This is a genomic window from Paenibacillus sp. yr247, from assembly GCF_900103825.1.
Lineage (GTDB): Bacteria > Bacillota > Bacilli > Paenibacillales > NBRC-103111 > Paenibacillus_E.
The window spans coordinates 14,321-36,612 of the sequence record NZ_FNIF01000023.1; the positions used below are offsets into that span (position 1 = coordinate 14,321).

Annotated in this window: 29 protein-coding genes, 2 pseudogenes and 1 riboswitch; of the genes and pseudogenes, 9 read left to right on the plus strand and 22 right to left on the minus strand. The window is 44.1% G+C overall.

All coding sequences use genetic code 11. From position 1 onward, the window contains the following. Positions 1-33: 33 nt before the first annotated feature. Positions 34-426 (minus strand): globin domain-containing protein, encoded by a 393-nt coding sequence (locus tag BLT91_RS24290; RefSeq protein ID WP_090825865.1) that lies wholly within the window; start codon positions 424-426, stop codon positions 34-36. 283 nt (positions 427-709) lie between these two features. Between BLT91_RS24290 and ylbJ the strand changes: the two genes are divergently transcribed. From ylbJ to BLT91_RS24310, 4 genes are all read left to right on the plus strand, one after another. Further along, positions 710-1,948, plus strand: a complete 1,239-nt coding sequence (gene ylbJ, locus BLT91_RS24295) for a sporulation integral membrane protein YlbJ (protein ID WP_090825868.1) — start codon at positions 710-712, stop codon at positions 1,946-1,948. After that, positions 1,923-4,550: an alpha-glucan family phosphorylase gene (glgP, locus tag BLT91_RS24300; RefSeq protein WP_254777124.1), complete on the plus strand. Its 2,628-nt coding sequence runs from the start codon at positions 1,923-1,925 to the stop codon at positions 4,548-4,550. Before ylbJ ends, glgP begins: the two co-directional genes overlap by 26 nt. 126 nt (positions 4,551-4,676) lie before the next feature. Beyond that, positions 4,677-5,348, plus strand: coding sequence for a flagellar brake protein (locus BLT91_RS24305; RefSeq protein ID WP_090825871.1), 672 nt, complete (start codon positions 4,677-4,679; stop codon positions 5,346-5,348). 130 nt (positions 5,349-5,478) lie between these two features. Next, positions 5,479-6,291, plus strand: coding sequence for an NAD kinase (locus BLT91_RS24310; protein ID WP_090825874.1), 813 nt, complete (start codon positions 5,479-5,481; stop codon positions 6,289-6,291). 67 nt (positions 6,292-6,358) lie between these two features. On the opposite strand, the gene BLT91_RS24315 is transcribed toward BLT91_RS24310, so the two are convergent. Then, positions 6,359-6,736 (minus strand): YutD family protein, encoded by a 378-nt coding sequence (locus BLT91_RS24315; protein WP_254777125.1) that lies wholly within the window; start codon positions 6,734-6,736, stop codon positions 6,359-6,361. Beyond that, positions 6,708-7,580 (minus strand): lipoyl synthase, encoded by an 873-nt coding sequence (gene lipA, locus BLT91_RS24320; RefSeq protein ID WP_090825880.1) that lies wholly within the window; start codon positions 7,578-7,580, stop codon positions 6,708-6,710. The genes BLT91_RS24315 and lipA overlap by 29 nt, the downstream gene beginning before the upstream one ends. Before the next feature lie 155 nt (positions 7,581-7,735). Between lipA and larE the strand changes: the two genes are divergently transcribed. Genes larE through larC (BLT91_RS24335) form a run of 3 tightly spaced genes read left to right on the plus strand, consistent with a single transcriptional unit; the run spans position 7,736 to position 10,243 of the window. Next, on the plus strand, positions 7,736-8,584 hold the full coding sequence (gene larE, locus BLT91_RS24325; RefSeq protein WP_090825883.1) for an ATP-dependent sacrificial sulfur transferase LarE: 849 nt from the start codon (positions 7,736-7,738) through the stop codon (positions 8,582-8,584). After that, positions 8,581-9,357: a nickel pincer cofactor biosynthesis protein LarB gene (gene larB / locus BLT91_RS24330; protein WP_090825886.1), complete on the plus strand. Its 777-nt coding sequence runs from the start codon at positions 8,581-8,583 to the stop codon at positions 9,355-9,357. Before larE ends, larB begins: the two co-directional genes overlap by 4 nt. Positions 9,358-9,367: 10 nt before the next feature. Continuing rightward, a complete protein-coding gene (larC, locus tag BLT91_RS24335; protein ID WP_090825889.1) occupies positions 9,368-10,243 on the plus strand; it encodes a nickel pincer cofactor biosynthesis protein LarC in 876 nt (291 codons plus the stop codon). Positions 10,244-10,273: 30 nt separating this feature from the next. Here larC (BLT91_RS24335) and larC (BLT91_RS24340) read toward each other — a convergent pair whose 3' ends face one another. Further along, a complete protein-coding gene (gene larC, locus BLT91_RS24340; RefSeq protein ID WP_368086850.1) occupies positions 10,274-10,771 on the minus strand; it encodes a nickel pincer cofactor biosynthesis protein LarC2 in 498 nt (165 codons plus the stop codon). A gap of 107 nt (positions 10,772-10,878) precedes the next feature. Between larC (BLT91_RS24340) and BLT91_RS24345 the strand changes: the two genes are divergently transcribed. After that, positions 10,879-11,928, plus strand: a complete 1,050-nt coding sequence (locus tag BLT91_RS24345) for a M23 family metallopeptidase (protein ID WP_090825896.1) — start codon at positions 10,879-10,881, stop codon at positions 11,926-11,928. Positions 11,929-11,936: 8 nt separating this feature from the next. On the opposite strand, the gene yunB is transcribed toward BLT91_RS24345, so the two are convergent. The 18 genes and pseudogenes from yunB to BLT91_RS24415 all read right to left on the minus strand — a co-directional run bounded on the left by yunB (position 11,937) and on the right by BLT91_RS24415 (position 22,023). After that, positions 11,937-12,731, minus strand: a complete 795-nt coding sequence (gene yunB / locus BLT91_RS24350) for a sporulation protein YunB (protein WP_254777126.1) — start codon at positions 12,729-12,731, stop codon at positions 11,937-11,939. Positions 12,732-12,926: 195 nt separating this feature from the next. Continuing rightward, positions 12,927-13,487, minus strand: a complete 561-nt coding sequence (locus BLT91_RS24355) for a 5' nucleotidase, NT5C type (protein WP_090825899.1) — start codon at positions 13,485-13,487, stop codon at positions 12,927-12,929. 27 nt (positions 13,488-13,514) lie between these two features. Then, on the minus strand, positions 13,515-14,159 hold the full coding sequence (locus BLT91_RS24360) for a pentapeptide repeat-containing protein (protein ID WP_254777127.1): 645 nt from the start codon (positions 14,157-14,159) through the stop codon (positions 13,515-13,517). Positions 14,160-14,198: 39 nt separating this feature from the next. Continuing rightward, positions 14,199-14,345 carry a hypothetical protein gene (locus tag BLT91_RS33995; RefSeq protein ID WP_368086851.1) on the minus strand — a complete coding sequence of 49 codons (147 nt, stop codon included), beginning with the start codon at positions 14,343-14,345 and terminating at the stop codon, positions 14,199-14,201. 12 nt (positions 14,346-14,357) lie between these two features. Then, on the minus strand, positions 14,358-14,807 hold the full coding sequence (locus BLT91_RS24365) for a sigma-70 family RNA polymerase sigma factor (RefSeq protein WP_090825907.1): 450 nt from the start codon (positions 14,805-14,807) through the stop codon (positions 14,358-14,360). A 433-nt stretch (positions 14,808-15,240) separates the two neighbouring features. Next, entirely contained in the window at positions 15,241-15,321 is an 81-nt protein-coding gene (locus BLT91_RS34000) for a hypothetical protein (RefSeq protein ID WP_368086852.1), read from the minus strand. After that, positions 15,318-15,443 (minus strand): hypothetical protein, encoded by a 126-nt coding sequence (locus BLT91_RS33660; protein WP_302847548.1) that lies wholly within the window; start codon positions 15,441-15,443, stop codon positions 15,318-15,320. Before BLT91_RS33660 ends, BLT91_RS34000 begins: the two co-directional genes overlap by 4 nt. A 75-nt stretch (positions 15,444-15,518) precedes the next feature. Further along, complete coding sequence (locus tag BLT91_RS24370; protein ID WP_090825910.1) at positions 15,519-16,256, minus strand: TerC family protein; 738 nt, start codon at positions 16,254-16,256, stop codon at positions 15,519-15,521. Positions 16,257-16,407: 151 nt separating this feature from the next. Continuing rightward, positions 16,408-16,584, minus strand: a complete 177-nt coding sequence (locus BLT91_RS24375) for a TerD family protein (protein WP_090825913.1) — start codon at positions 16,582-16,584, stop codon at positions 16,408-16,410. Between the two features lie 224 nt (positions 16,585-16,808). Next, positions 16,809-17,178, minus strand: a pseudogene (locus BLT91_RS24380) (TerD family protein); the annotation flags it as partial. Positions 17,179-17,257: 79 nt separating this feature from the next. Beyond that, entirely contained in the window at positions 17,258-17,839 is a 582-nt protein-coding gene (locus BLT91_RS24385; RefSeq protein WP_090825917.1) for a TerD family protein, read from the minus strand. A gap of 37 nt (positions 17,840-17,876) precedes the next feature. Then, positions 17,877-18,476 carry a TerD family protein gene (locus tag BLT91_RS24390; protein WP_090825919.1) on the minus strand — a complete coding sequence of 200 codons (600 nt, stop codon included), beginning with the start codon at positions 18,474-18,476 and terminating at the stop codon, positions 17,877-17,879. A gap of 107 nt (positions 18,477-18,583) precedes the next feature. Continuing rightward, positions 18,584-18,745, minus strand: a complete 162-nt coding sequence (locus BLT91_RS33165) for a TerB family tellurite resistance protein (RefSeq protein ID WP_254777128.1) — start codon at positions 18,743-18,745, stop codon at positions 18,584-18,586. Further along, the gene (locus BLT91_RS33170; protein ID WP_254777129.1) at positions 18,742-18,888 is read right to left on the minus strand and encodes a hypothetical protein; all 147 of its coding nucleotides are present in this window, start codon (positions 18,886-18,888) and stop codon (positions 18,742-18,744) included. The genes BLT91_RS33165 and BLT91_RS33170 overlap by 4 nt, the downstream gene beginning before the upstream one ends. 273 nt (positions 18,889-19,161) lie before the next feature. After that, a complete protein-coding gene (locus tag BLT91_RS24400; RefSeq protein WP_254777130.1) occupies positions 19,162-19,803 on the minus strand; it encodes a CAP domain-containing protein in 642 nt (213 codons plus the stop codon). A 2-nt stretch (positions 19,804-19,805) separates the two neighbouring features. After that, positions 19,806-19,938: riboswitch (cyclic di-AMP (ydaO/yuaA leader) on the minus strand. Between the two features lie 76 nt (positions 19,939-20,014). Further along, positions 20,015-21,259, minus strand: coding sequence for an MFS transporter (locus BLT91_RS24405; RefSeq protein WP_090826027.1), 1,245 nt, complete (start codon positions 21,257-21,259; stop codon positions 20,015-20,017). Positions 21,260-21,475: 216 nt separating this feature from the next. After that, a pseudogene (locus BLT91_RS24410) lies at positions 21,476-21,702 on the minus strand (alkylphosphonate utilization protein). Between the two features lie 21 nt (positions 21,703-21,723). Beyond that, positions 21,724-22,023, minus strand: coding sequence for an iron-sulfur cluster assembly accessory protein (locus tag BLT91_RS24415; protein WP_090825921.1), 300 nt, complete (start codon positions 22,021-22,023; stop codon positions 21,724-21,726). 56 nt (positions 22,024-22,079) lie between these two features. Here BLT91_RS24415 and BLT91_RS24420 point away from each other — a divergent pair, with 56 nt between their 5' ends. Beyond that, entirely contained in the window at positions 22,080-22,289 is a 210-nt protein-coding gene (locus BLT91_RS24420) for an alpha/beta-type small acid-soluble spore protein (protein ID WP_090825924.1), read from the plus strand. Positions 22,290-22,292: the final 3 nt, after the last annotated feature.

Here is a 22,292-nt window from a genome sequence, read left to right on the forward strand (position 1 = left end):
GCCTTTTACTTAAAGGTATATAGGAAAGAAGAACTATTCGTCTGCAGGTGTGTTAACAAAGTGATATGCAGAGCCTTTCAGCCGATCAAGTAAAAAGTCCCGCAGATCATTCGGTATGCCGACTTCCACCATTGCTTCTGACATGCAGCCTAACCATGCGTCTGCACGTTCCACTGTAATGGGAAAAGGCATATGCCTTGCTCTCATCATCGGGTGTCCATGAGCATCTGAATACAAGCTAGGACCGCCAAAAAACTGACTTAAAAATAGGTATTGTTTATCAATAACGGGTCCTATATCAGAAGGGAACAGAGGCGCCAATAAAGGGTGCTGCTGCACTTTAGGATAAAAGGCTTCAACGATTCGGCGAACCGTCTCCGCTCCCCCCATCAATTCAAACAACGTGCTGCGATCACTCTCTGACATCAGGGTAAAACCTCTCTATTCATAATCACTTTAATAGTTTTCTAAATCCTCATCCCCTGCATGCATGAGCGTTTCTCGAATGACAAACACAAACATACAAACAATCAAACCGGCAATGATACCTGTCATTTGAATCACTCCCGTTGCCTAGGATATAAGACTGTAATTAGTTCTATTTTACCATAAAATCAGGCTCTGAACAGTACCGAAGTCTAAGTTTTTGGGGACGGCATGTATGTCCCATCCTATTCATATAGTTGAGTAGGAGGAGGTGTAGAGTTCCATGCAGAAACGAAACTTCACCGCTGCGTTACTCATGGCTTTTGTTGTTATTGCCATTATTCTATGCTTATTTGCGTTCCCTCATGACGGCCTTCATGCAGCTTTGCGCGGCGTTTCCATTTGGTGGGACGTGCTCTTTCCTGCACTCTTTCCCTTTTTCGTCATTTCTGAAATTATGCTTGGCTTTGGCATCGTTCATTTCTTCGGCACGCTGCTTGATCCGATGATGCGTCCCGTCTTCCGTATTCCAGGCATTGGAGGCTTTGTGATGGCCATGGGCTTCGCAGCGGGGTATCCTGTCGGCGCAAAATTGACCTCTCAACTGTGGGATCGGCAGCTTGTGAATCGGGAGGAAGGTGAACGACTCGTTGCGTTCACAACAAGCTCCGATCCGATCTTCTTAATCGGAGCTGTTTCGATTGGCTTCTTCCATGACGCCTCTCTGGCCATGATTCTAGCTGTTGCCCATTACGGAGGCTCTATCCTTATAGGTTTGATGATGCGATTCCACGGCAGGAAGAGCCTGCCTACTCCACAAAAGAGCAACAGTGAGGGCTGGGTCTGGAAGCGTGCATTCGATGCGATGCACGCCGCTCGTATCAGTGATGGCAGATCCATAGGCGCACTGCTTAGCCAATCCATCATGCAATCAATTAGCTTGATTTTCGTAGTAGGCGGACTGGTTGTCTTTTTCTCAGTTGTTTTAGAGGTCTTAACAGCAGCTAAGGTCATGAATGCCATGTACCTGCTCATCTCCTACATTCTGCAACTCACCGGATTACCTCATGAGCTATCCCAAGCCGTTATGAATGGTTTGTTTGAGGTAACACTCGGAGCGAAGGCCGCGGGTAACGCTCCGGCAGCGCTAGCTCTTTCCAGCAAAGTTGCTATCGGCGCTTTCGTTTTATCATGGGGCGGCATGTCCGTACATGCTCAAATTGTCAGCTTGTTAAGCCATACGAATTTGCGCTACCTGCCTTTCGTCATCGCTCGTTTCATCCATGCCCTGCTCTCCGCTGCTATTGTGCTCGTTATTTGGGAGCCTATGCAGATTTTCCGCGATTCGAAAGCCGTTTTCTTACCACAATATGAACCGTCTTCTCCTGTTCTAAGCTATCTGCGGCTTATGCTTCCTGTTAGCGGAACGATTTTCCTAAGTGTTTTTGCAGTCATTGCCGGGCTCTTTGCTGCATATTCCTTACTTAAACTCGTGTATGAAAAGGTTGGTGGAACAAGATAATATGGTTAATCACGATCATGATCATAAAGGGAGAGAACATCCAGACATGCAAGCAGCCTTCCCCCAAGAAGCGAAACATTTGCCTCCTTCTATTGAGCGATTAACTGAGCTGGCAACCAATTTATGGTTTAGTTGGAACCATGATGCTTTACAGCTTTTTGCTCAAATGGATCCCGCAAAATGGACCCAATCCGGCCATAATCCGGTTCGCCTGCTTCACGATTTGGACGATTCCCAGCTCATTACCCTCAGCACGAATACAGATTTTGTAGAGAGCTATCGACAAGTGATCGACAAGTTCGATTCATATTTGAACAGCAAGACTTGGTTTCAAGAAAAGCACTCGGATCAGGGCTATGTGCAAATTGCCTACTTCTCCGCAGAATTCGGCTTCCACGAATCTTTGCCGATTTATTCGGGTGGACTGGGCATCTTAGCAGGCGATCATACGAAGTCAGCGAGTGATCTGGGCATCCCTTTAATCGGTGTTGGCCTACTGTATAAAAAAGGATATTTCACACAAAAAATTGATGTCTCAGGCGGTCAGCAAAGTGAATTGTACCCGTATGATTTCACCAAACTGCCAATCGAGCCCGTGTTTCAAAATGGCCAACAGCTCGTCGTGTCTATCGAAATGCCTGGCCGCGCCATCACCTTACAGGTTTGGCGTGTACGTATCGGCCGAAATTCAATCTATTTGCTGGATGCCGATCATGAAGCCAACAATCAGGCGGACAAAGAGTTGACCGCTCAGCTTTATGGGGGCAATCAAGATACGCGTATTGCCCAGGAAATGGTACTTGGCATTGGTGGTGTTAAGACGCTTCGCGCACTTGGGATCTACCCCAATGTGTACCATATCAATGAGGGGCACGCGGCTTTCCTCACACTTGAGCGTCTAAAGGAGCTTCTGAAACTTGGTCTTCCGTTTCACGTGGCGGTTGAAACTGTACGCTCTGCCACTGTGTTTACTACCCATACGCCCGTACCTGCGGGCCATGACACCTTCTCTATCGAGATGGTGGAACACTATCTCGGCCCACTTCTCCAGGAGCTGTCACGTTACAAACAGGACATTATTGCGCTCGGGCTCGATCATCACACGGGTCAATTCAATATGACACATTTGGCCATGAATACGGCTGGACTGCGCAATGGCGTCAGTAAGCTGCACGGTCATGTATCCCGAGAAATGTTCAAAGATTTTCACGGTCATATCGATGCGAGCGAAGTTCCCATCAGCTCCATTACGAATGGGGTTCACCTGGACACATGGACAGCGCCTCAATGGAAGGAGCTGCTTGATCGTTTCCTTCCCGGTTCCTGGCGTGAAGAACAGGCCAATAAGCATCAGTGGCAGCAAGTCGAAGTCATTCCAGACGAATCCATTTGGAAGGTGCATCAACAGCTGAAAGAAGATTTAGTACGATACGCTCGCCGAAATTTGCTCGAGCAGCGAAAGCGCAACGGAGAATCAGAGTCGCGAATCGAGGAAGTTAGACAGTATTTGAATCCCAAAGCCTTGACTATAGGATTCGCCAGAAGGTTTGCGACTTACAAGCGTGCTAATCTCATTTTTAATGATTTGTACCGGCTCAAGAAATTAATCAATGATCCCGAAAGACCGGTCCAAATTATTTTTGCAGGTAAGGCTCATCCTGCAGATTACCCAGGCCAAGAGCTTATCCGTGAAATTTACCGCGTTTCGCAGATGAAAGAATTCGTTGGCAAGATCGTTATGCTTGAAAACTATGACATAAATATGGCCCGCTATCTAGTTCAAGGTGTAGACGTTTGGTTAAATAATCCCCGTAGACCCCTTGAGGCTAGTGGAACGAGCGGTCAAAAAGCCGCCATGAACGGAGTACTTAATTTTAGTGTACTAGATGGTTGGTGGGAGGAAGGCTACAACGGTACAAACGGTTGGGCCATTGGTTCTACAGGAGCAGCTGACTGGGCTACACAAGAGAAAGAAAATACGCAAGCGATCTATCACATACTGGAGAAAGAAATTATACCGCTGTACTACAATCAAGGAAATATCCCTCATCAATGGATCAGCCGTATGAAGCGTTCTATCATATCGCTTAGTCCAATCTATAACACTCATCGCATGGTACAGGATTACACAGAGCTTACCTATTTGCCAACAGCGCAGCGAGCCCGACTGTTTGTCGCTAATCAATACGATGTGGCAACCAAGGTCGCCGATTACAAGCAGTTCATCCGTAATAACTGGTATCACGTAAAAATCATTGGTATCGATGACCGCGCTGCCAAGTTATCCACAGAAGTACCGTTAAGCGAAATTAAACCTTCAACGAAGGAAGTCACGACGCAAGTCCATTTCGGACCTATTTGGCCGCAAGATACGGCTGTTGAAGTCATATATTACGAGGAAAATGGCGAAACATGGGAGCAAAAAATCATTCCTATGGAACCTACGGGTGAGCTGATTGAGCAAATACAGAGCTTTAAAGCGACCATTCCTGGTCATCTCGTTCATGGGCCGCACTTCTCTATTCGCGTTCGACCCATTTCATCAAACTTCGCCCACTCCTTTGAACTTTCCTTAGTAACTAGCACATTATCGTGGCAGTAAATACGTAATTTCTCGGATAAAGCCCCGTTTGGGGCTTTTCTTATTTTCTATTATAAATTATTATGAAAGAGGACTTTCGGTATGTGCATGCGTTCATGAATGCAAATCTAACCACTTGGTGATGCTATGGATTGGAATAAGGCACTAGAATTGGCATATATCGCTCCGAATACGGACTGTCATTTGATCGTTGTCGGAGAATGTAAAGATGGGCAACCTTTTTGCTATGAAGAGAATTTCACCATTGATAAAATAGGTGAAACTTCGTTCACGGTTTGTTTAGAGCTATCGGGACTTTTTCCATTCGACAAACTTGAACATGTTTCTTTCATTGAATTTTCTTTTAGAGATCGTGGAATTTTATATTATACAAATGTCGATTTGCTTCAACTTGAGTTGAAAAAGACGATTTGTTACCTCACACTATCCATTCCCGAAGAAATTCAGCATCATCAGAACAGACATTACAGCCGAACTAAGCTTTCCCTTCGAACGCCGATCACACTCCAAATTGTTGGCATTCGCGGCATATCCGCACGCAAGGGTGTCGCCTTCTCAGGACAGCTGCTTGATATCAGCGCGGGAGGTCTTTCTTTCATTACAACGAATCGGCTCTTCTATCCCTTATTTTTGGAATTCAGCTTCATTCTCCCTGGGTTTCCCTATCCCATTACGGCCTATGGTGAAATTGTCAGGGTGACGAATTTCAGCAACGATTCCTATCGCGTTGCCGCCGAATTCCGACATACACCTGAATCGATACTTCAAGAAATTGATAAATACTGCTCGACTGAATAAAAGCTTATGCTTACGATGCAAGTTTTCTTACGAAAACTCAGCTTATGCTTACGAAGAAAGTTTTCTTACGAAAACTCAGCTTATGCTTACGATGCAAGTTTTCTTACGAAAACTCTTAGGAGGAAAACGATTGAAATACAACGTCATTGAACGAGGGGATGACATCTCCAAGAAGCTGACAGCGCGATTCCACACACTCGCCGCAGAGCAAGGTATGCCGAGGGATGAAGAAAATCCCGACATTGTCCTCTCAATTGGCGGAGACGGTACGATGCTGCAAGCCTTTCATAAATATGTTCATCAGCTAGATCACATCGCTTTCGTTGGTATCCATACCGGTCACTTAGGCTTCTTCGCTGATTGGAAACCGGATGAACTGAACCATCTCGCTTCGTTGATGTTCAGCGTAACCACCCCTGAAGAGCTGCGCGCTGTGCAGTACCCCGTTGTTGAGATCGAAATCACAACTGAGAAGGGCGTCGAAACGCATCTAGCTCTAAACGAATTTACCATACGAGGAATCGAAGTTTCGCTAGTCGCTCGTCTTCATGTGAACGATGAAATGTTCGAAATGTTCCGCGGGGACGGAATTTGTATTTCCTCGCCTGCCGGCAGCACAGCTTATAATAAAAGCTTAGGCGGAGCCATGGTTCACCCTTCACTGGAAGCCATTCAAATTGCTGAGATCGCTTCGATTAACAATAGAGTCTACCGAACACTTGGCTCTTCCATGATTTTACCGAAGCATCATCACTGTGACATATATCCCAAGGCGCAGCAGAATATGCTTTTATCCCTTGATCACTTATATATGCAGCGGAACGATGTGGTTTCCATACGCTGTCGTGTAGCAGCTAATGTGAAAGTAAAATTTGCCAGGTTCCGTCCATTCCCTTTCTGGAATAGGGTTCGAGAAGCTTTTGTTGGTTTAGAATTGAAATAAACAATCAAAAAAGACGCCCCACTCCCCCTAATTCACGGGAGATTGAGGCGTCTTTATTTTGAAACGATTATGGCGTGGTTGAGATCACTTCAGAAGGCGACTGCTGCTTAGCAACATTCACTTTCTCAATAATAAAATACGCGCAACCGAAGTTGCAATATTCATTCAAGTAATCCTGAAGTGCTGCAATCGATGATTCCTTCGTCGCTTTAGGATGGATTTCTTTAAAAAATCCTCTCAGCCTTAACTGGCTGTAACCCCAATCGCCAACAATATAATCATAACGCTCCAACACTTCGCTAAAGCGTTCTTTAAAAACTTCAAAGTTCCAGCCATTCTTATGGTCTGTGACAAGCTCGTATGTTTTATTCGCAATATGAATCATGATGTTAGGAAGCTCTCCTTTCTCTAATCCGTTAGTTAGATGCGGCTTGAACCTGCTCATGGGCATGGTACGAGCTTCGCACCAATGGCCCCGACTCTACGTGCTTGAAGCCGCGCTTCATGCCCTCTTCTTTGAGAACGGCAAACTGCTCCGGCGTATAGTATTTCGCTACTGCCAAATGTGTCGTGGACGGCTGCAGGTACTGCCCAATAGTCATAATATCACAGTCAACTGCGCGTAAATCGTCCATTGTCTGCAGCAGCTCGTCCCACTCCTCGCCTACGCCAATCATGACACTAGATTTGGTTGGGATGTTTGGAGCAATACGCTTCGAGCGCTCGAGCAGCTCGAGCGAACGGCGATATTTCGCTTTGGAGCGGACCCGGTCCGACATGCGCTCAACTGTCTCCATATTATGGTTCAGGATATCTGGCTTCGCCTCCAGAACCGTGGCCAGTGATGCTTCACGACCCAAAAAATCGGGAATCAGCACTTCAACTGTGCACATTGGTAATTTGCGGCGAATCGCCTTGATAGTCTCAGCGAATATCATCGCACCGCCATCTGTCAAATCATCACGTGCAACGGAAGTTACGACACAATGGCGCAGTCCCATTTGTAAAGCGGCATCGGCTACACGTTCCGGCTCTTCAAGATCCAGCTCTGTAGGAAGCCCCGTCTTCACTGCGCAGAAACGGCAAGCTCGGGTACAAATATCGCCCAATATCATAAAAGTAGCTGTTCGATTCGCCCAGCACTCATGAATGTTCGGGCATTTGGCTTCCTCACAAACCGTATGCAGTGTTTTGGAACGCATCATTGACTTTATTTCTTTGAAATTCTCATCAGTCTTGAGATTGATTTTTAACCAGTCTGGTTTTCTTTCTAATGGCTTTGTAGGCACTATATTTCCCGCCTTTTATTTGGTTTCTCATTGTAGTTATTATAACATGAATGCCTGACAAAACAATCCACTTTGCCAGCCAGTTGTGATACACTTATCTAGATGAACCAAAACAGCTCTACGAAGATATAAATGCTGTATGGGAGGGAAGAAACATGAGCATACAAGAAGTAACGCGAGAGAAAGACCGCAGGCTGGGAGAAATTTTAAGAGGAATGGGCCGTGTGTTGATCGCCTTCTCCGGAGGTGTAGACAGTACTTTTGTCCTCAAACGTGCGAAGCAGGAGCTCGGAGATCAAGTTTTGGCCGTCACTGCAGCATCCGAAACGTTCCCTTCTCGGGAATTCGATGCAGCCGTTGAACTCGCAGAACAAATCGGTGTCCCACTGTATAAAACAGAGGTCAAAGAATTGGAGAACGCTAATTTCGTCGCCAATAATCCAGACCGCTGTTATCATTGCAAAACGGGACTTTATTCACATCTGCAGCAACTAGCCAAAGACTTAGGTTACCCTTATATTCTGGATGGCTCAAACATGGACGATCTAGGTGATTACAGACCGGGTCTGCAAGCCAAGAATGAGCAAGGAGTCCGCAGTACTTTACAAGAGGCCGGCATGACCAAAGACGAGATCAGAGCGCTTTCCAAAGAGTTAGGTCTGCGTACTTGGAATAAACCGTCTTTTGCTTGCTTGTCTTCACGTATCCCTTACGGGACGCAAATTGAGAAATGGAAAATCGACCAATTGGACGAAGGCGAATACTTCTTGTCCCAGCTTGGTCTATATCAAGTGCGTGTGCGTCACCATGAGAAGATTGCCCGGATCGAGGTTATGCCGGATGAGATACATAAAGTGGTTGAACACCGTGATGCGATCTATGAAAAATTTACTAAACTTGGCTTTACTTACGTGACACTGGATTTACAAGGCTACCGAACAGGCAGCATGAATGAAGTGCTGTCTGAGGAAACCAAAGAAAAGGTGAAAGAAGCATCCTTATGATGGACTTGGAGAAAATATTAAAGCTCGTCCAGGCGGGCGATCTGGACGTAGAAGAAGCAAAAAAGCAAATCATCAAGGATGGTATCGGCGAAGGCCCTGCCAACCTTGATCTTGGATTTGCTCAGCTCGACATCGAGCGCGAAAAGCGCACGGGCTTCCCCGAAGTCATATTTGGGGAAGGCAAGACAGCCGAGCAGATCGAGGCGATTTTCCGGCGGCTGATGGAGCACACCGACCGCGTGCTTGCTACACGGGTAGATGCAGCCAAAGCCGCCCATGTTGTCGCTGCCGTGGAAGGTGTCACCTACCACGAAACCGCAAGGTCGCTCACTTGGTTCAAGCGACCGATGCTTAAAGTCCACGACGGCTACATCGCCGTCGTGTGCGCAGGCACCTCCGACCTCCCCGTGGCGGAGGAGGCGGCCCTTACGGCAGAATGCCTAGGCAGTCACGTTGAACGTGTGTTCGACGTGGGTGTAGCGGGCATTCACCGGCTCTTCCGCCGGCTAGACCTCATTCGAGGTGCCAACGCGATTGTGATCGTCGCCGGCATGGAAGGCGCGCTCGCCAGTGTCGTCGGCGGGCTTGTGGCCAAGCCCATCGTCGCTGTGCCGACGAGCATAGGTTATGGCGCGAACCTTGCAGGTATCGCGGCTCTGTTGTCGATGTTAAATAGCTGTTCGCCAGGCATCTCTGTCGTGAACATCGACAACGGATTTGGAGCCGGCTACTATGCAGGGCTCATCAACAAAAATATGTCGAAACGAGCGTGAGGTTCCTACAATGCGCATTTTATATTTGGACTGCTTCTCCGGAATCAGCGGCGATATGACACTCGGTGCTTTGGTTGATGCGGGAGCAGATCGAGCTTACATTGAAGAAGAGCTTACCAAAATCAAGCTAGAGCCTTATATCTTGGAATGGAAGCGCGTCATTAAGCGCGGGATCTCTGCTCTGAAGCTTGATGTCATTCTAGATCCACTCCATCCCCCGAAGCATCATCGTCATTATTCGGAGATCGTACAAGTCATTCAGACGGCTGGATTTAATGAGCGTGTCACGGCTCTCAGTTTAGCCATCTTTGAAAAGATCGGTATTGCTGAAGCCAAAATCCATGGCATTCCCGTTGAGAAAGTACACTTCCATGAAGTCGGAGCCATAGACTCCATTGTCGACATCGTAGGTGTGGCTCTAGCCATTGACTCTTTGCAAATCGAGCGCATCTTCGCTTCTCCGGTACCTCTAGGTTCAGGAACGATACATATCGATCATGGTACATATCCCGTACCCGCTCCTGCGACACTGGAAATGATGCGAGGCTTACCCATAGCCTCAACCAACTATAGCCTAGAGATGACCACGCCAACTGGAGCCGGCATTATTTCCGGTATCGTGGACGAGTTCTCCAAAAGCTTTCCTCCTATGATCGTTGACACCATCGGTTACGGTGCAGGTACAAGAGATTTACCTAATCAACCTAATGTGCTTCGCGTCGTGGTTGGCAAAGTTGATCCTTTCATTGGGAAATGGCAAGTAAGCCATGAACACCTTGCACATGAGCATGGTCATACCCATTCACATGATGATCATCACCACCATGAACATTCGCATACGCATTCTCATCACCCAGGTGCAGCCAATCAGGGAGCTCATCAATAAGAACGCCAAAAACGCCCCTTCCTTTCAAAATCAGGAGGAGGCGTTTTTTTGTTTTTGCTGCATAAACTGCAGCCTAACTTCTTCATAAACCTGTTTCAAAGGAACTTGATGCTCCTTAGCCACTTGTTCACATTCTTTAAACTCAGGTGCATATTGCACTAATTTTCCTTGGTGATAACCGACTTTTATAGTTAACAATCCCCACCGTGTTTGCACTTGTTCAAATTCTCTCGCCAATCTATGACAGGAAGCTTGCATATACCGTATGCCAAGTGTCGTTGTCTCGCTAAATATAACTTCCTCAATAGCAGAAAGGCGTTCACTTTCAAGCAACACATTCAGCATTATACCTGGCCGGCCCCTCTTCATTATAATCGGTACCACGAATACATCATTCGCACCAACTTCAAAGAGCTTGTCCATGATATAAGAAACCCACTCCGGGTTCATATCATCCAGATTAGCTTGAATTAACAGCATACCATCATCCACATGCTCATCCCTGTGATTAAAACTCAATGTTCCCACCTCTTACAGGCATCATATCAAAAATCGGATAACAACGAAAGATGCGGGGATAAACATTCGTTGATGAGTACATCCTAAGAACTAACATTTCAGGAAGGATGATAGAGATGAAAAGCAGACCGTTTTGGTCACGGGTTCTTGTAATTAGCCTCCTCCTATCAGTAACCGAATCCGGGACTCTTTCAGGCAGTGCTGCATCCCATGCCGTTACATCTGACCAATTAGTTGTCCCAGCCCCGCCAAAGGTTACTACAAATCTAAACGCTGAGCGGAAAGAGCTATTTGAAAAAGCAAGCATCTTGTCAGGCATTCCATGGGCGTATCTGGCCGCAGTTGACCAATACGAAAGAACGATGAATATCGCGAAAAAAAGGCCTGTGCATCAAGGAATTACCAGTATTTATTTCCCTGAATCGGATTGGGTAGGTCTCTTGAATCCAGACCAGCTGGATACGAATCCGAGAAGCATCTCCTTCTTTCATGGTTTCGGCCGAGATGGCTCAGGGGACGGGGTCGCAGATCGAAACAACGATTTGGACGTGCTTGCAGCCATGGCCTCTATAATGAGCAAAAAGGGTAACCGCGAGGGAAATTTACAAATAAACTTATGGAATTATTATCAAAACTCACGCAGTGTTGAACGTATCAAACAATTCGCAACAATCTATGCCACTCTAGGTACACTTGAAGTTGGAGAACACGCCTTTCCACTTCCTGTCACTTCAGACTACTCCTATCGCAGTACATGGGGAGACAGTCGCGGCTGGGGCGGGCATCGTTCCCATGAAGGGACAGACTTATTTGCCAATTACGGCGTTCCTGTAAGAAGCACCTGCTTTGGCATTGTGGAAGTAAAGGGTTGGAATCCATACGGGGGTTGGCGGATTGGTATTCGAGATGTTAACAATATTTATCACTACTACGCTCATCTTTCCGGTTATCAAAAAGGGATCAAAGAAAATGACATTGTAAAGCCTGGTCAAACCATTGGCTGGGTTGGTAGTTCTGGTTATGGTAAGCAAGGAACATCTGGGAAATTCCCACCTCATCTTCATTTCGGCCTTTACCGTGATAATGGGCTAACGGAATGGAGCTTCGATCCTTACCCCTCCCTTCGCAAATGGGAACGTGAGGATCTGAATAAAAGACATAAATAAGCCGTCCCTTATTGGGTCGGCTCTTTTTGTGTCTTGCTATCTTGCGTTGAACTTCCCTCACCCTTAGGAGTAGTTGTTCCTGCATTCGGTAAACTAGGTAGTGATAAGCTCGGTAGCCCTGCGTCCTTATTACTACCCACAGGCTTCCCTTTGTTATCATAGTAATACGTAGGGACATCCCCAACTACGAGTGAATATGAAATGGGAATTTCGGTTTCTACAATTTCAGTATCGGAATCAAATGGAATAATCACAGATACTTCAGCAATAATTCGAACATACACTTCAAACATAACCATATTGATACCCGCATTTTGCGAACGCGTATTCAAATCAACCTTCACATTACCAACCGGCAGCAGCCGGATCGGAATATCCGGGCCAAATGAAGATAGAATAGCACTATTCAACGCCTGCCCAACCGGAATATGCTCTGATATACTTTGCAAATGAATTAGTTCACCTTGCACTGTTTTAATCGTATCCGCTGTAATGCGCATGTGTTCATTATAATTTAGCATAAACCCAGTCACTTTGCCGTTTTTGTCCATTTTCCAATCAATTAATTGCTCCGCATTTGTACTTTCAGCCACATGATCGGCAATAGCACTATTAATCGCTTGTGTTGCTATCTGCTTTATGCGTACTTTTGCCAAATTCATCAGTGGAGGCCTGAGATTTCGTTCCACGAAAATAAAAAACTGTACACAAAATAAGACAAAGATGAGAAGACCGATCAACAGCACCTTTTTGCGGTTTGTTTTCCCAGTAGGTCTGCTTCTCCACCGTCGCCTTTGCAGCATCACGTTCCCCCCTAAACCCACTTATCATTAGTACTACCTTATGCGGACATGAAGTGAAAAAGAAGAACCTATAGCTTCCGGATCTCGATACAACCGAGTTAAAGGGCTGCCGGACATAGGTGACCACAAACGAAAACCCACCTTCGTTAAAGGTGGGCAGTTAAGTTAGTGAGTGTTTGAGTGGTCAGATAAATTTCATTTCAGTATGTCTTGGAGTTCATCCCAAGCTATAATTCTGGGCAGGTTCATATGCTGATTATACGTTCTATCTTTCACATATACCTTTAAAGGCAGGTGGGACAAGGTGTCCAAAACGGTTGGTTTATCATCGAAATAATAGTCCAAGTTCAATTTTTCAATAATATGAACCTTTTCGGAATCACTCATTCCGCAAAAAAAATGGCCTTCAACCACCGGAAATCCATTGGCAATTAGCCAATTTTTCGTTCGTTCCGTATGCTCTACAGCCCTTGCCGTAATATAGAAAACCTCATGACCTTGACGAACTAATTCCTGCAGCATGTCAACGGCATAGGGAAAAGGAGGGCACTGGGTATAATAGATCTCATCCCGAAGGCTTAACCAAAGCTGACCTCCTTCTTCCTTCGTCAAACCGAAGGCCTCGTGTATTTCCATTGTTGTTAAGTCATGGAACACATCCAGCCCAATATTTTGTTTCAGCTTGCTATTATAGATATGAAATGCATGTTCTCTTAAATTAATGAGTGTATCATCAATATCAAAACCAAATTTCACGGTTGCCTCCTCATTTCACTGTTGCCTTTATTCCTTTAGTATAAGCCCGAAAAGACTTGCAAATACAGAAGCTTGTCCTCTCGAAATTATGCAGCCGCGCAAATCCTCTATACCTACACCTAAACTAGTGAAATCACAACTACTTATATCGATGCCTGCAAGCTTCGCACCCGTGAATTGAGCCCGATCTAGCTGACACGAATTGAAATACACTTTTTGGAGAGTCGATTCATAGAAATCGGCGTTTAAAAGCGAACATTCTTGAAAAATAATTTGTCTGAAATTGGCCATCCGAAAGGTTGCATAATCGCTTAAGCAGGCATGGAATAAAACATTTCTGATAGTTGCTCCCGTTAGGTCAATCCCAATAATTTTACAATTTCTAAATTCAGTCCGATGAATCGTGGCTTCACCGAAATCAACATTTGATAAATCGCATCGCTCGAAAATGACATCTGTCAGCTCAATGTCTTTCATCGAAATTCGTGTAAAAGTAACATTCCGAAAAATGACTTTATCAAACGCGACTTTATAAGCTGTCTGATTATCAAGCGTACAATCACTTATAATACCTGTATGGTAGCTGTCCTCCGAACCAATTTCCTCATTTGGCAGCAAAATTGTTGGCAATTCATTGGGCATCTTTGGTACTTCAATTTTGGGAATGCTCACAGGGTACTCCTTTGTCATCAAGTAATTTATGTATATTTGTTAGAAAATAATGATGGAAGCCAAACTTTGCATCATGAAGAATAAGGATCCCCATTTTCTTTTGATGTAATTTCGACCGCGAAACAATCTTGTTTTAATCGTCGAAACGGGCAAATTAACTTCTGTACTAATATCCTCTAAAGACATGTCTAAATAGTATTAATAAACGATTAGCGTTTTGTATTTATCAGGCAGGTCTCGAATCATTTGCTCTACTTGCGCGGCAGTTTCTTGCTGAATCAATTGAAGCTCAGGCGTTTTCTCATGACTTGTCAGCTTATCATAAAAAGGAAGTGCATCCTGGAATGGATGTGGATTCGTATCCATAGACAGCTCAATCTTCTTTTTGCGCAAAAAATCAATGGCCACATTTTTACCGATACTAAAAATCCAGCTAGAGAAATTCTTGGTCGCGTCAAATCGATGGGAGTGAAGGTACGCCCGAAGAAATGTCTCTTGTACGACATCTTCCGAGTCCGACTTATTATGCAGCATCCGATACGCTAATCGATAAATTTTGTCCTTGTACAGCTCAAGAAGTCGACTGAATGCTTTAGAATCCCCTTGACTCCACATTGTTGCAAGCTGACTATCGCTTAATTGCAGCATGTTAAATCTCCTTTTTCATGAAACTACCATCTCTTCTTCTCTCCGGACAATAAATTCCTTAAAATCCAGCAACGTACATCCCCTCCCGAACATCGCAAACCCTATCTTACATTCTACCAAATCACATCAAAAAAAAGAAACCTTTTCAGGTTTCATAGATGACTATTTATCAATAAATTTAGACACAGATTCCGCTTTTTCAGAGCTTGCTACGACAATGAGTACGACGATTATTCCGAAAAGTATAATCCCGCCTATCATCATACTTTGCACCTTCTTTGACAGATTTGACCATCTATTATCAAAGATATGATGCGCAGCTTTTTTTATTCGCGATTGCTCGCATTTAGGCTAGTTTGAAATGTTCATAACAACCGATTTCTCGACATAACTGGCCAAAATATCATAGGTCGGTTTTTGAATATCCACTGTCTCACCCAAAATCGATTTTACAGCCAAGTAACATCCTTGAATTAATTTCAAGTAATTTAGGCACTCCCTGGTTATACTTCACTTGAATGTTGTAATTAAACGGAATCCGATACGTTTCGACTCCTTTATGATGAATGGATTACTTAGTTCCACGTGTACGCCTTGTACAAACTTCAGAATTTCACCGGGACGGAAATATCTCAAAACCGATCCCTCCCTCTTTCGTGTAAAAAACAATCCCTCCGTCAAAGGAGGGATTGTCATGTAATGTCGGTATGATTAGTTAGTTGACTCCGGCTTGTCCTTCTTTTGAAGCAAGCTAAGAACAATCGTGCCTCCAAATATGACAATAAGTGTGGAGAAGAAGATAACATGCGAAATTTCGAATCCGAATGCACCAGCAATCATCTTAATACCGATAATGATAATAAGGATGAACGCTGTTTTCTCCAATTCCGGGATCTTGTCAATGAGCTTTAAGAAGACTTGAGCTACGCCTCTCATCATAAGCACGCCCAAGACGCCTCCAAGGAATAACACCCAAACTTTTTCACTGACACCAAAAGCGGCAAGAACACTATCGACACTAAAAGCGATATCCATAACTTCTACTGCTAAGACCGTACGCCAGAAGGAAAGTTCTTTATTCTGAATTTCACCTTCCTCTTCATGCTTCTTGAAGAAGAGATTGCTGATGGCAATCCAGAGGAGATACACACCGCCAAGCACTTTAATCCAAGTAATTTGTACCAGGAATGTACCAACCCCAATTGCTAGAAATCGGAATATGTAAGCTCCTATAAGCCCGTAGAACAAGGCTTTTTTCTGCTGATCCTTTGGTAAATGTCTAACCATTACGGCGAGAACTAGTGCGTTATCGGCTGATAGCAAACCCTCTAAGATAACAAGTGTACCGATAATTCCCCAGTTAACCGGGTCGGTGAGTGTAGCTGATAGTACTTCCCAGCTGAAAAAGTTAAGAAAATTATTAATAAAACTTTGAAAAAAATCTGACATGTGCCTTGACCCTCCTGTATATTTCGTCATTTATTTACTGCCTGCGACCCATCTCATGCCCCATCCAAAAGCTTCATCCAATACCTTATGACCGGAGAAATATTGCTTTTCCCGAACAATCCAGAGGATTTCTTCTTTTGATTCTTCTTCTTCAATTAATTGGAGCCGGAGGAATAAGAGGAGGTTTAATCGTTGGAGTCGCCTTCAGTCCACCTGAAAAACCAGATCCAACCGCACTGAATTTCCATTCAGCACCATATCTATATAATTCCCCAATAAAAATTGCTGTCTCTACGGAGAACTGATTTCCTAATTCATACCGCAACATATCTTGCCCTGTGCCAGGATGGAAAATCCGTATATTGCTGGAACGTCGGAGAACTGAATGGAAAATTGCTTCTTATCCGTCTCCGGAGGAGGGGGTTGAATAATCAAATTCACAAAAGAAAGCCGAGGTATCCAACTCCACATTAGCTGGAGCATTCCATCCGATCCCAATACCCATAATTGAAGGGTGATGCCTTACCCGCACCACCCTATCTATATCTGATCCTACTGGACATCAAGTCCATAATTTTTACATAGCGCTTGAAGACCGCCTTGAAAACCACTTCCAACGGCTTGGAACTTCCATTCTTGACCTTGACTGTCTCTGTATAATTCACAGATGATAACGGCTGTTTCAATGGAGAAGTCCTCGCCAAGGTCATAACGTAAAATTTCCCGATTCGTTACTTCATCTACAAGACGTACGAACGCATTGGAAACTTGTCCGAAATTTTGACTGCGGTTTACTGCATCATGGATCGTTACTGCAATATCGACACGTTGAATATGCGCAGGAATCTTGGAGAAATCAACCCTTGGCACCAACCAGATTATTATAAAAAATGAAATCCTCAATTCCTAGCTAATTGTCATTTTTCTGCAGCTCCTTAGAGTTTTCGCAAGAAATCTAGCATTGTAAGCATAACCTTAACTAGTTCTTGTAAGTTTAGTTCTTAGGAAGTTTGCAAGCCGTAATCGCGAGCCAGTCCTGCAAGACCGTCTTTGTAGCCGCTGCCGATTGCGCTGAATTTCCACTCACCATTGTTACGGTATAATTCGCCGATAACAACACCTGTTTCAATGGAGAAGTCCTCGCCAAGATCGAAACGGATTAATTCTGCGCCCGTACCTTCGTTTAGAATACGTACATAAGCATTGGAAACTTGTCCGAAGTTTTGCGCTCTTGCTACTGCATCATGGATCGTAATGCAGAATGCGATTTTATCGATTTCAGCTGGAATATTCGTTAAATCTACACTTACTTGCTCATCATCACCATCTCCTGCACCTGTACGGTTATCACCATTATGTACAACGGAGCCATTCGCGTTCTTAGAGTTGTTATAGAAAATAAAATCGGATTCAGATGCTACTTTACCCGCTGCATTCACACAGAAAACGGATGCGTCTAAATCGAAATCTTTACCGCCGTCATACTTATTCGTATCCCAGCCTAAACCGACAACGACTTTAGATAAACCTGGGTTTGTTTTTGTTAAATCTACTTTTTGACCTTTGGATAATGAAATTGCCATTGTAATAACCTCGCTTTATAGGGGATTTGATTTTGCTTTATGTGTAACGTTTGACCAACTGTCCAATTGTTGTATCCGTACTGCCTTCACCAATTGCGCTGAATTTCCATTCACCGTTATGGCGATATATTTCACCGGCAATCAAAGAAGTTTTACCTGAATAAATCTCTGATAGATTAAATTTAACCAATTCTTGATTATTGGAGTCATTCACTATCCGAATATAGGCCGATTGAATGAGTCCGAAATCTTGTTTTCTATTCACACAATCGTAAATATTAACGACGAAGATGATTTTACTAACATCCGCAGGCACCTGACCCAAGTTAACAGAAACTTGCTCATCATCGCCTTCGCCTTCCCCTGTGCGGTTATCACCAGAGTGAACGACCGAACCATCAGGACTTTGCAAGTTAGCGAAGTATACAACATTCTTCTCTTTTGTCAATTTACCGTTTTCATCTAACAAAATGACAGAAGCGTCACAATCAATTTCTACGGTTGTTTTTTTAGATCCAAAAAAGCCTTTCTTCTCAACCACTGCAGGATCCCAGCCTAGTCCTACAATCACCTTAGTAAGACCAGCGTTGCCTTTTGTTAAATCGATTTTTTGACCTTTGACCAAATTGATAGTCAACGAGGTCACCTCCCTTCAGAGCCTGTTTGATAAAATCACACTATTTTGATACGGATGAATCACCATCACGTTTCAATATTCCGATTAAATATTTGTAAATTCGACGATCACAGACTAAATTCGGCAGGATTAAGGTTTAGCGTTGTACAAATATCTCTGACTACCTTTTTCTCACTATCATCAAAATCTACGTCTGCAGCACCAATAGCACAGCATACCGCAATGATAATTCGTCCAACTTCCGGCTTATTGTTAAATTTGGAAATCACCTTAAGCGAATACTGCCATCAGCGGCTGCTACAATTGCACAACCGGCTACAACGGCATCCAGAAAATCTTTGTTTTGAAATTTTTTGACTTGCTCCGACAAGCCAGTTTTTGCACTTGAAAACCAGGATTTAAATGTACTCATTTTAGCACCCCCTATATGTTATAGTTACAGAATTTGACTTTAGGATACATTTTTTTCCAAAATAGCTCTATATCCCACAGTTTAAACCATTGCCTACTTGTTTTCAAATATTGGGAATTTCATTTTCGGACCGTGTAGCTACAAGCCAAACATTTCCATACTTTAACTTAGTTCGATACAGCGTCCCGAAACATGAATAAGGCTCTTGGAACTCCTAATTGGGAGTCTCAAGAGCCGTTTGGTAGATCCGCTGATATACGGAACTTCATTTTCTTAGTTACTGATGAATTCCTGTACCCATTCGCCGTTGTAATTAGCTGCACCAATTTTGGTGAAGTTGGGGCTTAGGATATTTTGGCGGTGCCCCGCGCTATTCATCCAGGCGTTCATGACATCTTCAGGCGTTTCCTGGCCTTTGGCTATATTTTCACCTGCGTAGGAATAATGAATGCCATATGCGCTCATCATGTCAAAAGGGGACCCATAGGTCGGTGAGGTATGATCAAAATAACCATTATTGTACATATCCTTCGCTTTGTCGAGGGCCATGCCTGTAAGTGCGCTGTCGCTAGTCAAAGGACTAAGTCCTGCTTTGGCACGTTCTTGGTTAACTAGGTTAACGACTTGACTGGCAAAAGCTGATTGCGATGGCGCGGCTACTTTTGAAAATCCGCCCGTGCTCGTGCTTCCAGGAATTTGCAGTGTCATGCCCGGCCAGATGACATCCGGATTGGCAACCTGAGGGTTTGCCTGAATGAGCGAAGTGAGGCTTACGCCATTCTTCTTAGAGATTGACCACATCGTGTCGTTGCCCGACACCGTATAAGTGGATGATGCGGCCATTGCCGCACTTGAGCCCAGAAGGACACTTAGTCCCAATGCGCCTGTTACTATAAGCTTTTTGTAACGTTTCAAAACAATCCTCTCCTTTTGCGGCCTGCGAGGTTAGCTGTCGGATTCGGGTCAAAGAGTAATCACCCGGCCGCTTAAGCGGCTTCACCCCAAAGGATGGGTCCCCCGTGCTTCAAGAAGCTTCGGCCTTCTTAGTTGTTTGATCGGAATCGATCATATTAAAATTGTACCACTAGAATTCTATGAAAACATGGTACAATGATTTCCAATCCTATTAATTGGAGAGGATTGGAGAGCGCTCAACCACATTATCCGGGTCCGTACCTTTTGTTTCTTTGCCGAAAAATAGCAGAGTCAGTGCTCCGATAACAATGGCAACGAAGAATACCAAAAAAATGGATGTGATTGCTTTGTCTTTCGCAACCAGCAAACCAACAAGGTATGGGCCGATGATACCGCCAACACGTCCGAAGGAAGCGGCAAGCCCAACACCCGTAGAGCGGACTCCTGTTGGGTACAACTCAGGTGTATAAGCATACATAGCTCCCCATGCGCCAAGATTAAAAAAAGATAAGCTAATACCGGCTGCTATCAGCATCCCTTCCGTTTCAGCATTGCTGAACCATAGTGCGCTTGCTGCGGTCAGCAGCAAATAGGTGACGAGCACAAACTTGCGGCCGAATTTCTCAATAATGTAAGCTGCAGTAAAATAACCGGGAAGCTGTGCCAACGTCATGATTAACACGTATTGAAAACTTTTTACGAGACCGAAGCCCTTAAGAACCATGACGGTTGGAAGCCACAGAAACATTCCGTAATAAGAAAACACCACTGTGAACCACAAAATCCAGAGTGTTAAGGTAGACCTACGATAGTTAGATGACCATACCGAGGCTACCCGTTCTCCGATCGACAACTTCTGACTTTTCAGTTCGGTATAGCGAGGTGAATCCTGAATAGCCCTTCTAAGATATAAAGCATATAAAGCCGGGATCGCACCAATGATAAAGGCCGCACGCCAACCGTAAACAGGAATGACGAAGTAAGAAATAAGCGCCGCGAAGATCCACCCACACGCCCAAAAGCTTTCGAGCAGCACTACAGCACGTCCCCTTTCCTTAGCTGGGAACGACTCAGAAACAAGCGTTGAAGCGACAGGAAGCTCCCCGCCAAGACCAAATCCGGTAATGAAACGCAGCACACATAGCATAACAAAGCTTGTGGCAAGAGCAGATAATCCGCTAGCTGCGGAGAAAATTATAAGCGTACCCAGAAGTACCGCCCTTCGTCCGTACCGGTCAGCAAGTGAACCTGCTACTAGCGCACCTGCCGCCATTCCGATCGAATTAATGGCTGCCAGCAGTCCGATTTGCTGTGCGCCCAATTTCCACTCAACGGATAGCGCGGCAACGATAAACGAAATGATCCCAACATCCATCGCGTCGAACAACCAGCTAATTCCCATACTTAAAAGCAATTTACGTTTTGCTGGTTCACGCAATAAAATTGTTTTATTCATGCTCAAGACCCCTTCTCCTAATCATTACATTAAGTTCTTTCCTCCTATTTTGCGTTACTTAAGAAGAAAAAACACCCTCCTTGAAGTTAGGTCTTCTCTTGCTCCTGCATATAAGCAAAGCTTAGCATTGCAACATAATTTCTCTCATGAGTGGTTATAAAAAAATCCCGATGTATTAAGGCTTTGGCCACATCGGGACTAACTTTTGTTTTGATATTATACCTTTTTAACAAATTCAGATTTTAATTTCATAGCTCCAAAACCATCAATTTTGCAATCAATATCATGATCTCCATCAACCAAGCGAATACTTTTTACTTTTGTACCATTCCAGTTTCTAATTCTAATGTCGACTCATGACCACATTCTGGGCAAACAAAAAGACTTCCATTTTCGTAAGTGTATTCTGATTTACATTTTGGGCAAGTTGGCAAATCTATCATGATTTCATTTTCTCCATGCACTTACTTGTCATGAAATCCAGTTGAAGGGTTCGTTATGAAAAAACCATCTTGAGGCACATGAAAATATTGAATCCAAACCCCATCTAAAAGGCCTTCTCGTTTATCTAGTAAAATTTCAATGTCTTTGTCTGTTTTTACGATTTCATCATGTTCAGTAGGCGTATCAAGAATCACATCATAATGAGCGTGATCTCCATGATTCTGTGTAATAAATACACGAATCATTTTCCCTTTAGATTCTTCACTACTCAACATATTTTTTAGAACCTTTGCTGCATTTCGATTGATTTTACATTTCATGTTTTATGTCCCCTATTCATTTCATTATACTGTAATAATATTAGTTACAGTAAGGTTTGTCAACATATTCATTAGTCGTGCAACAAGCAAGAACCGCTCTTGAACAAATGAAATATGAAGTTGCTCAAGAATTAGGTATTCAGATTCCTCAAGATGGTTATTACGGATACATGACTACTCGTGATACTGGCGCAATCGGTGGTCACATTACTAGAAGATTAGTTCAAATTGCAGAACAACAACTAACCGGCGGATTTAGACGCTAATTC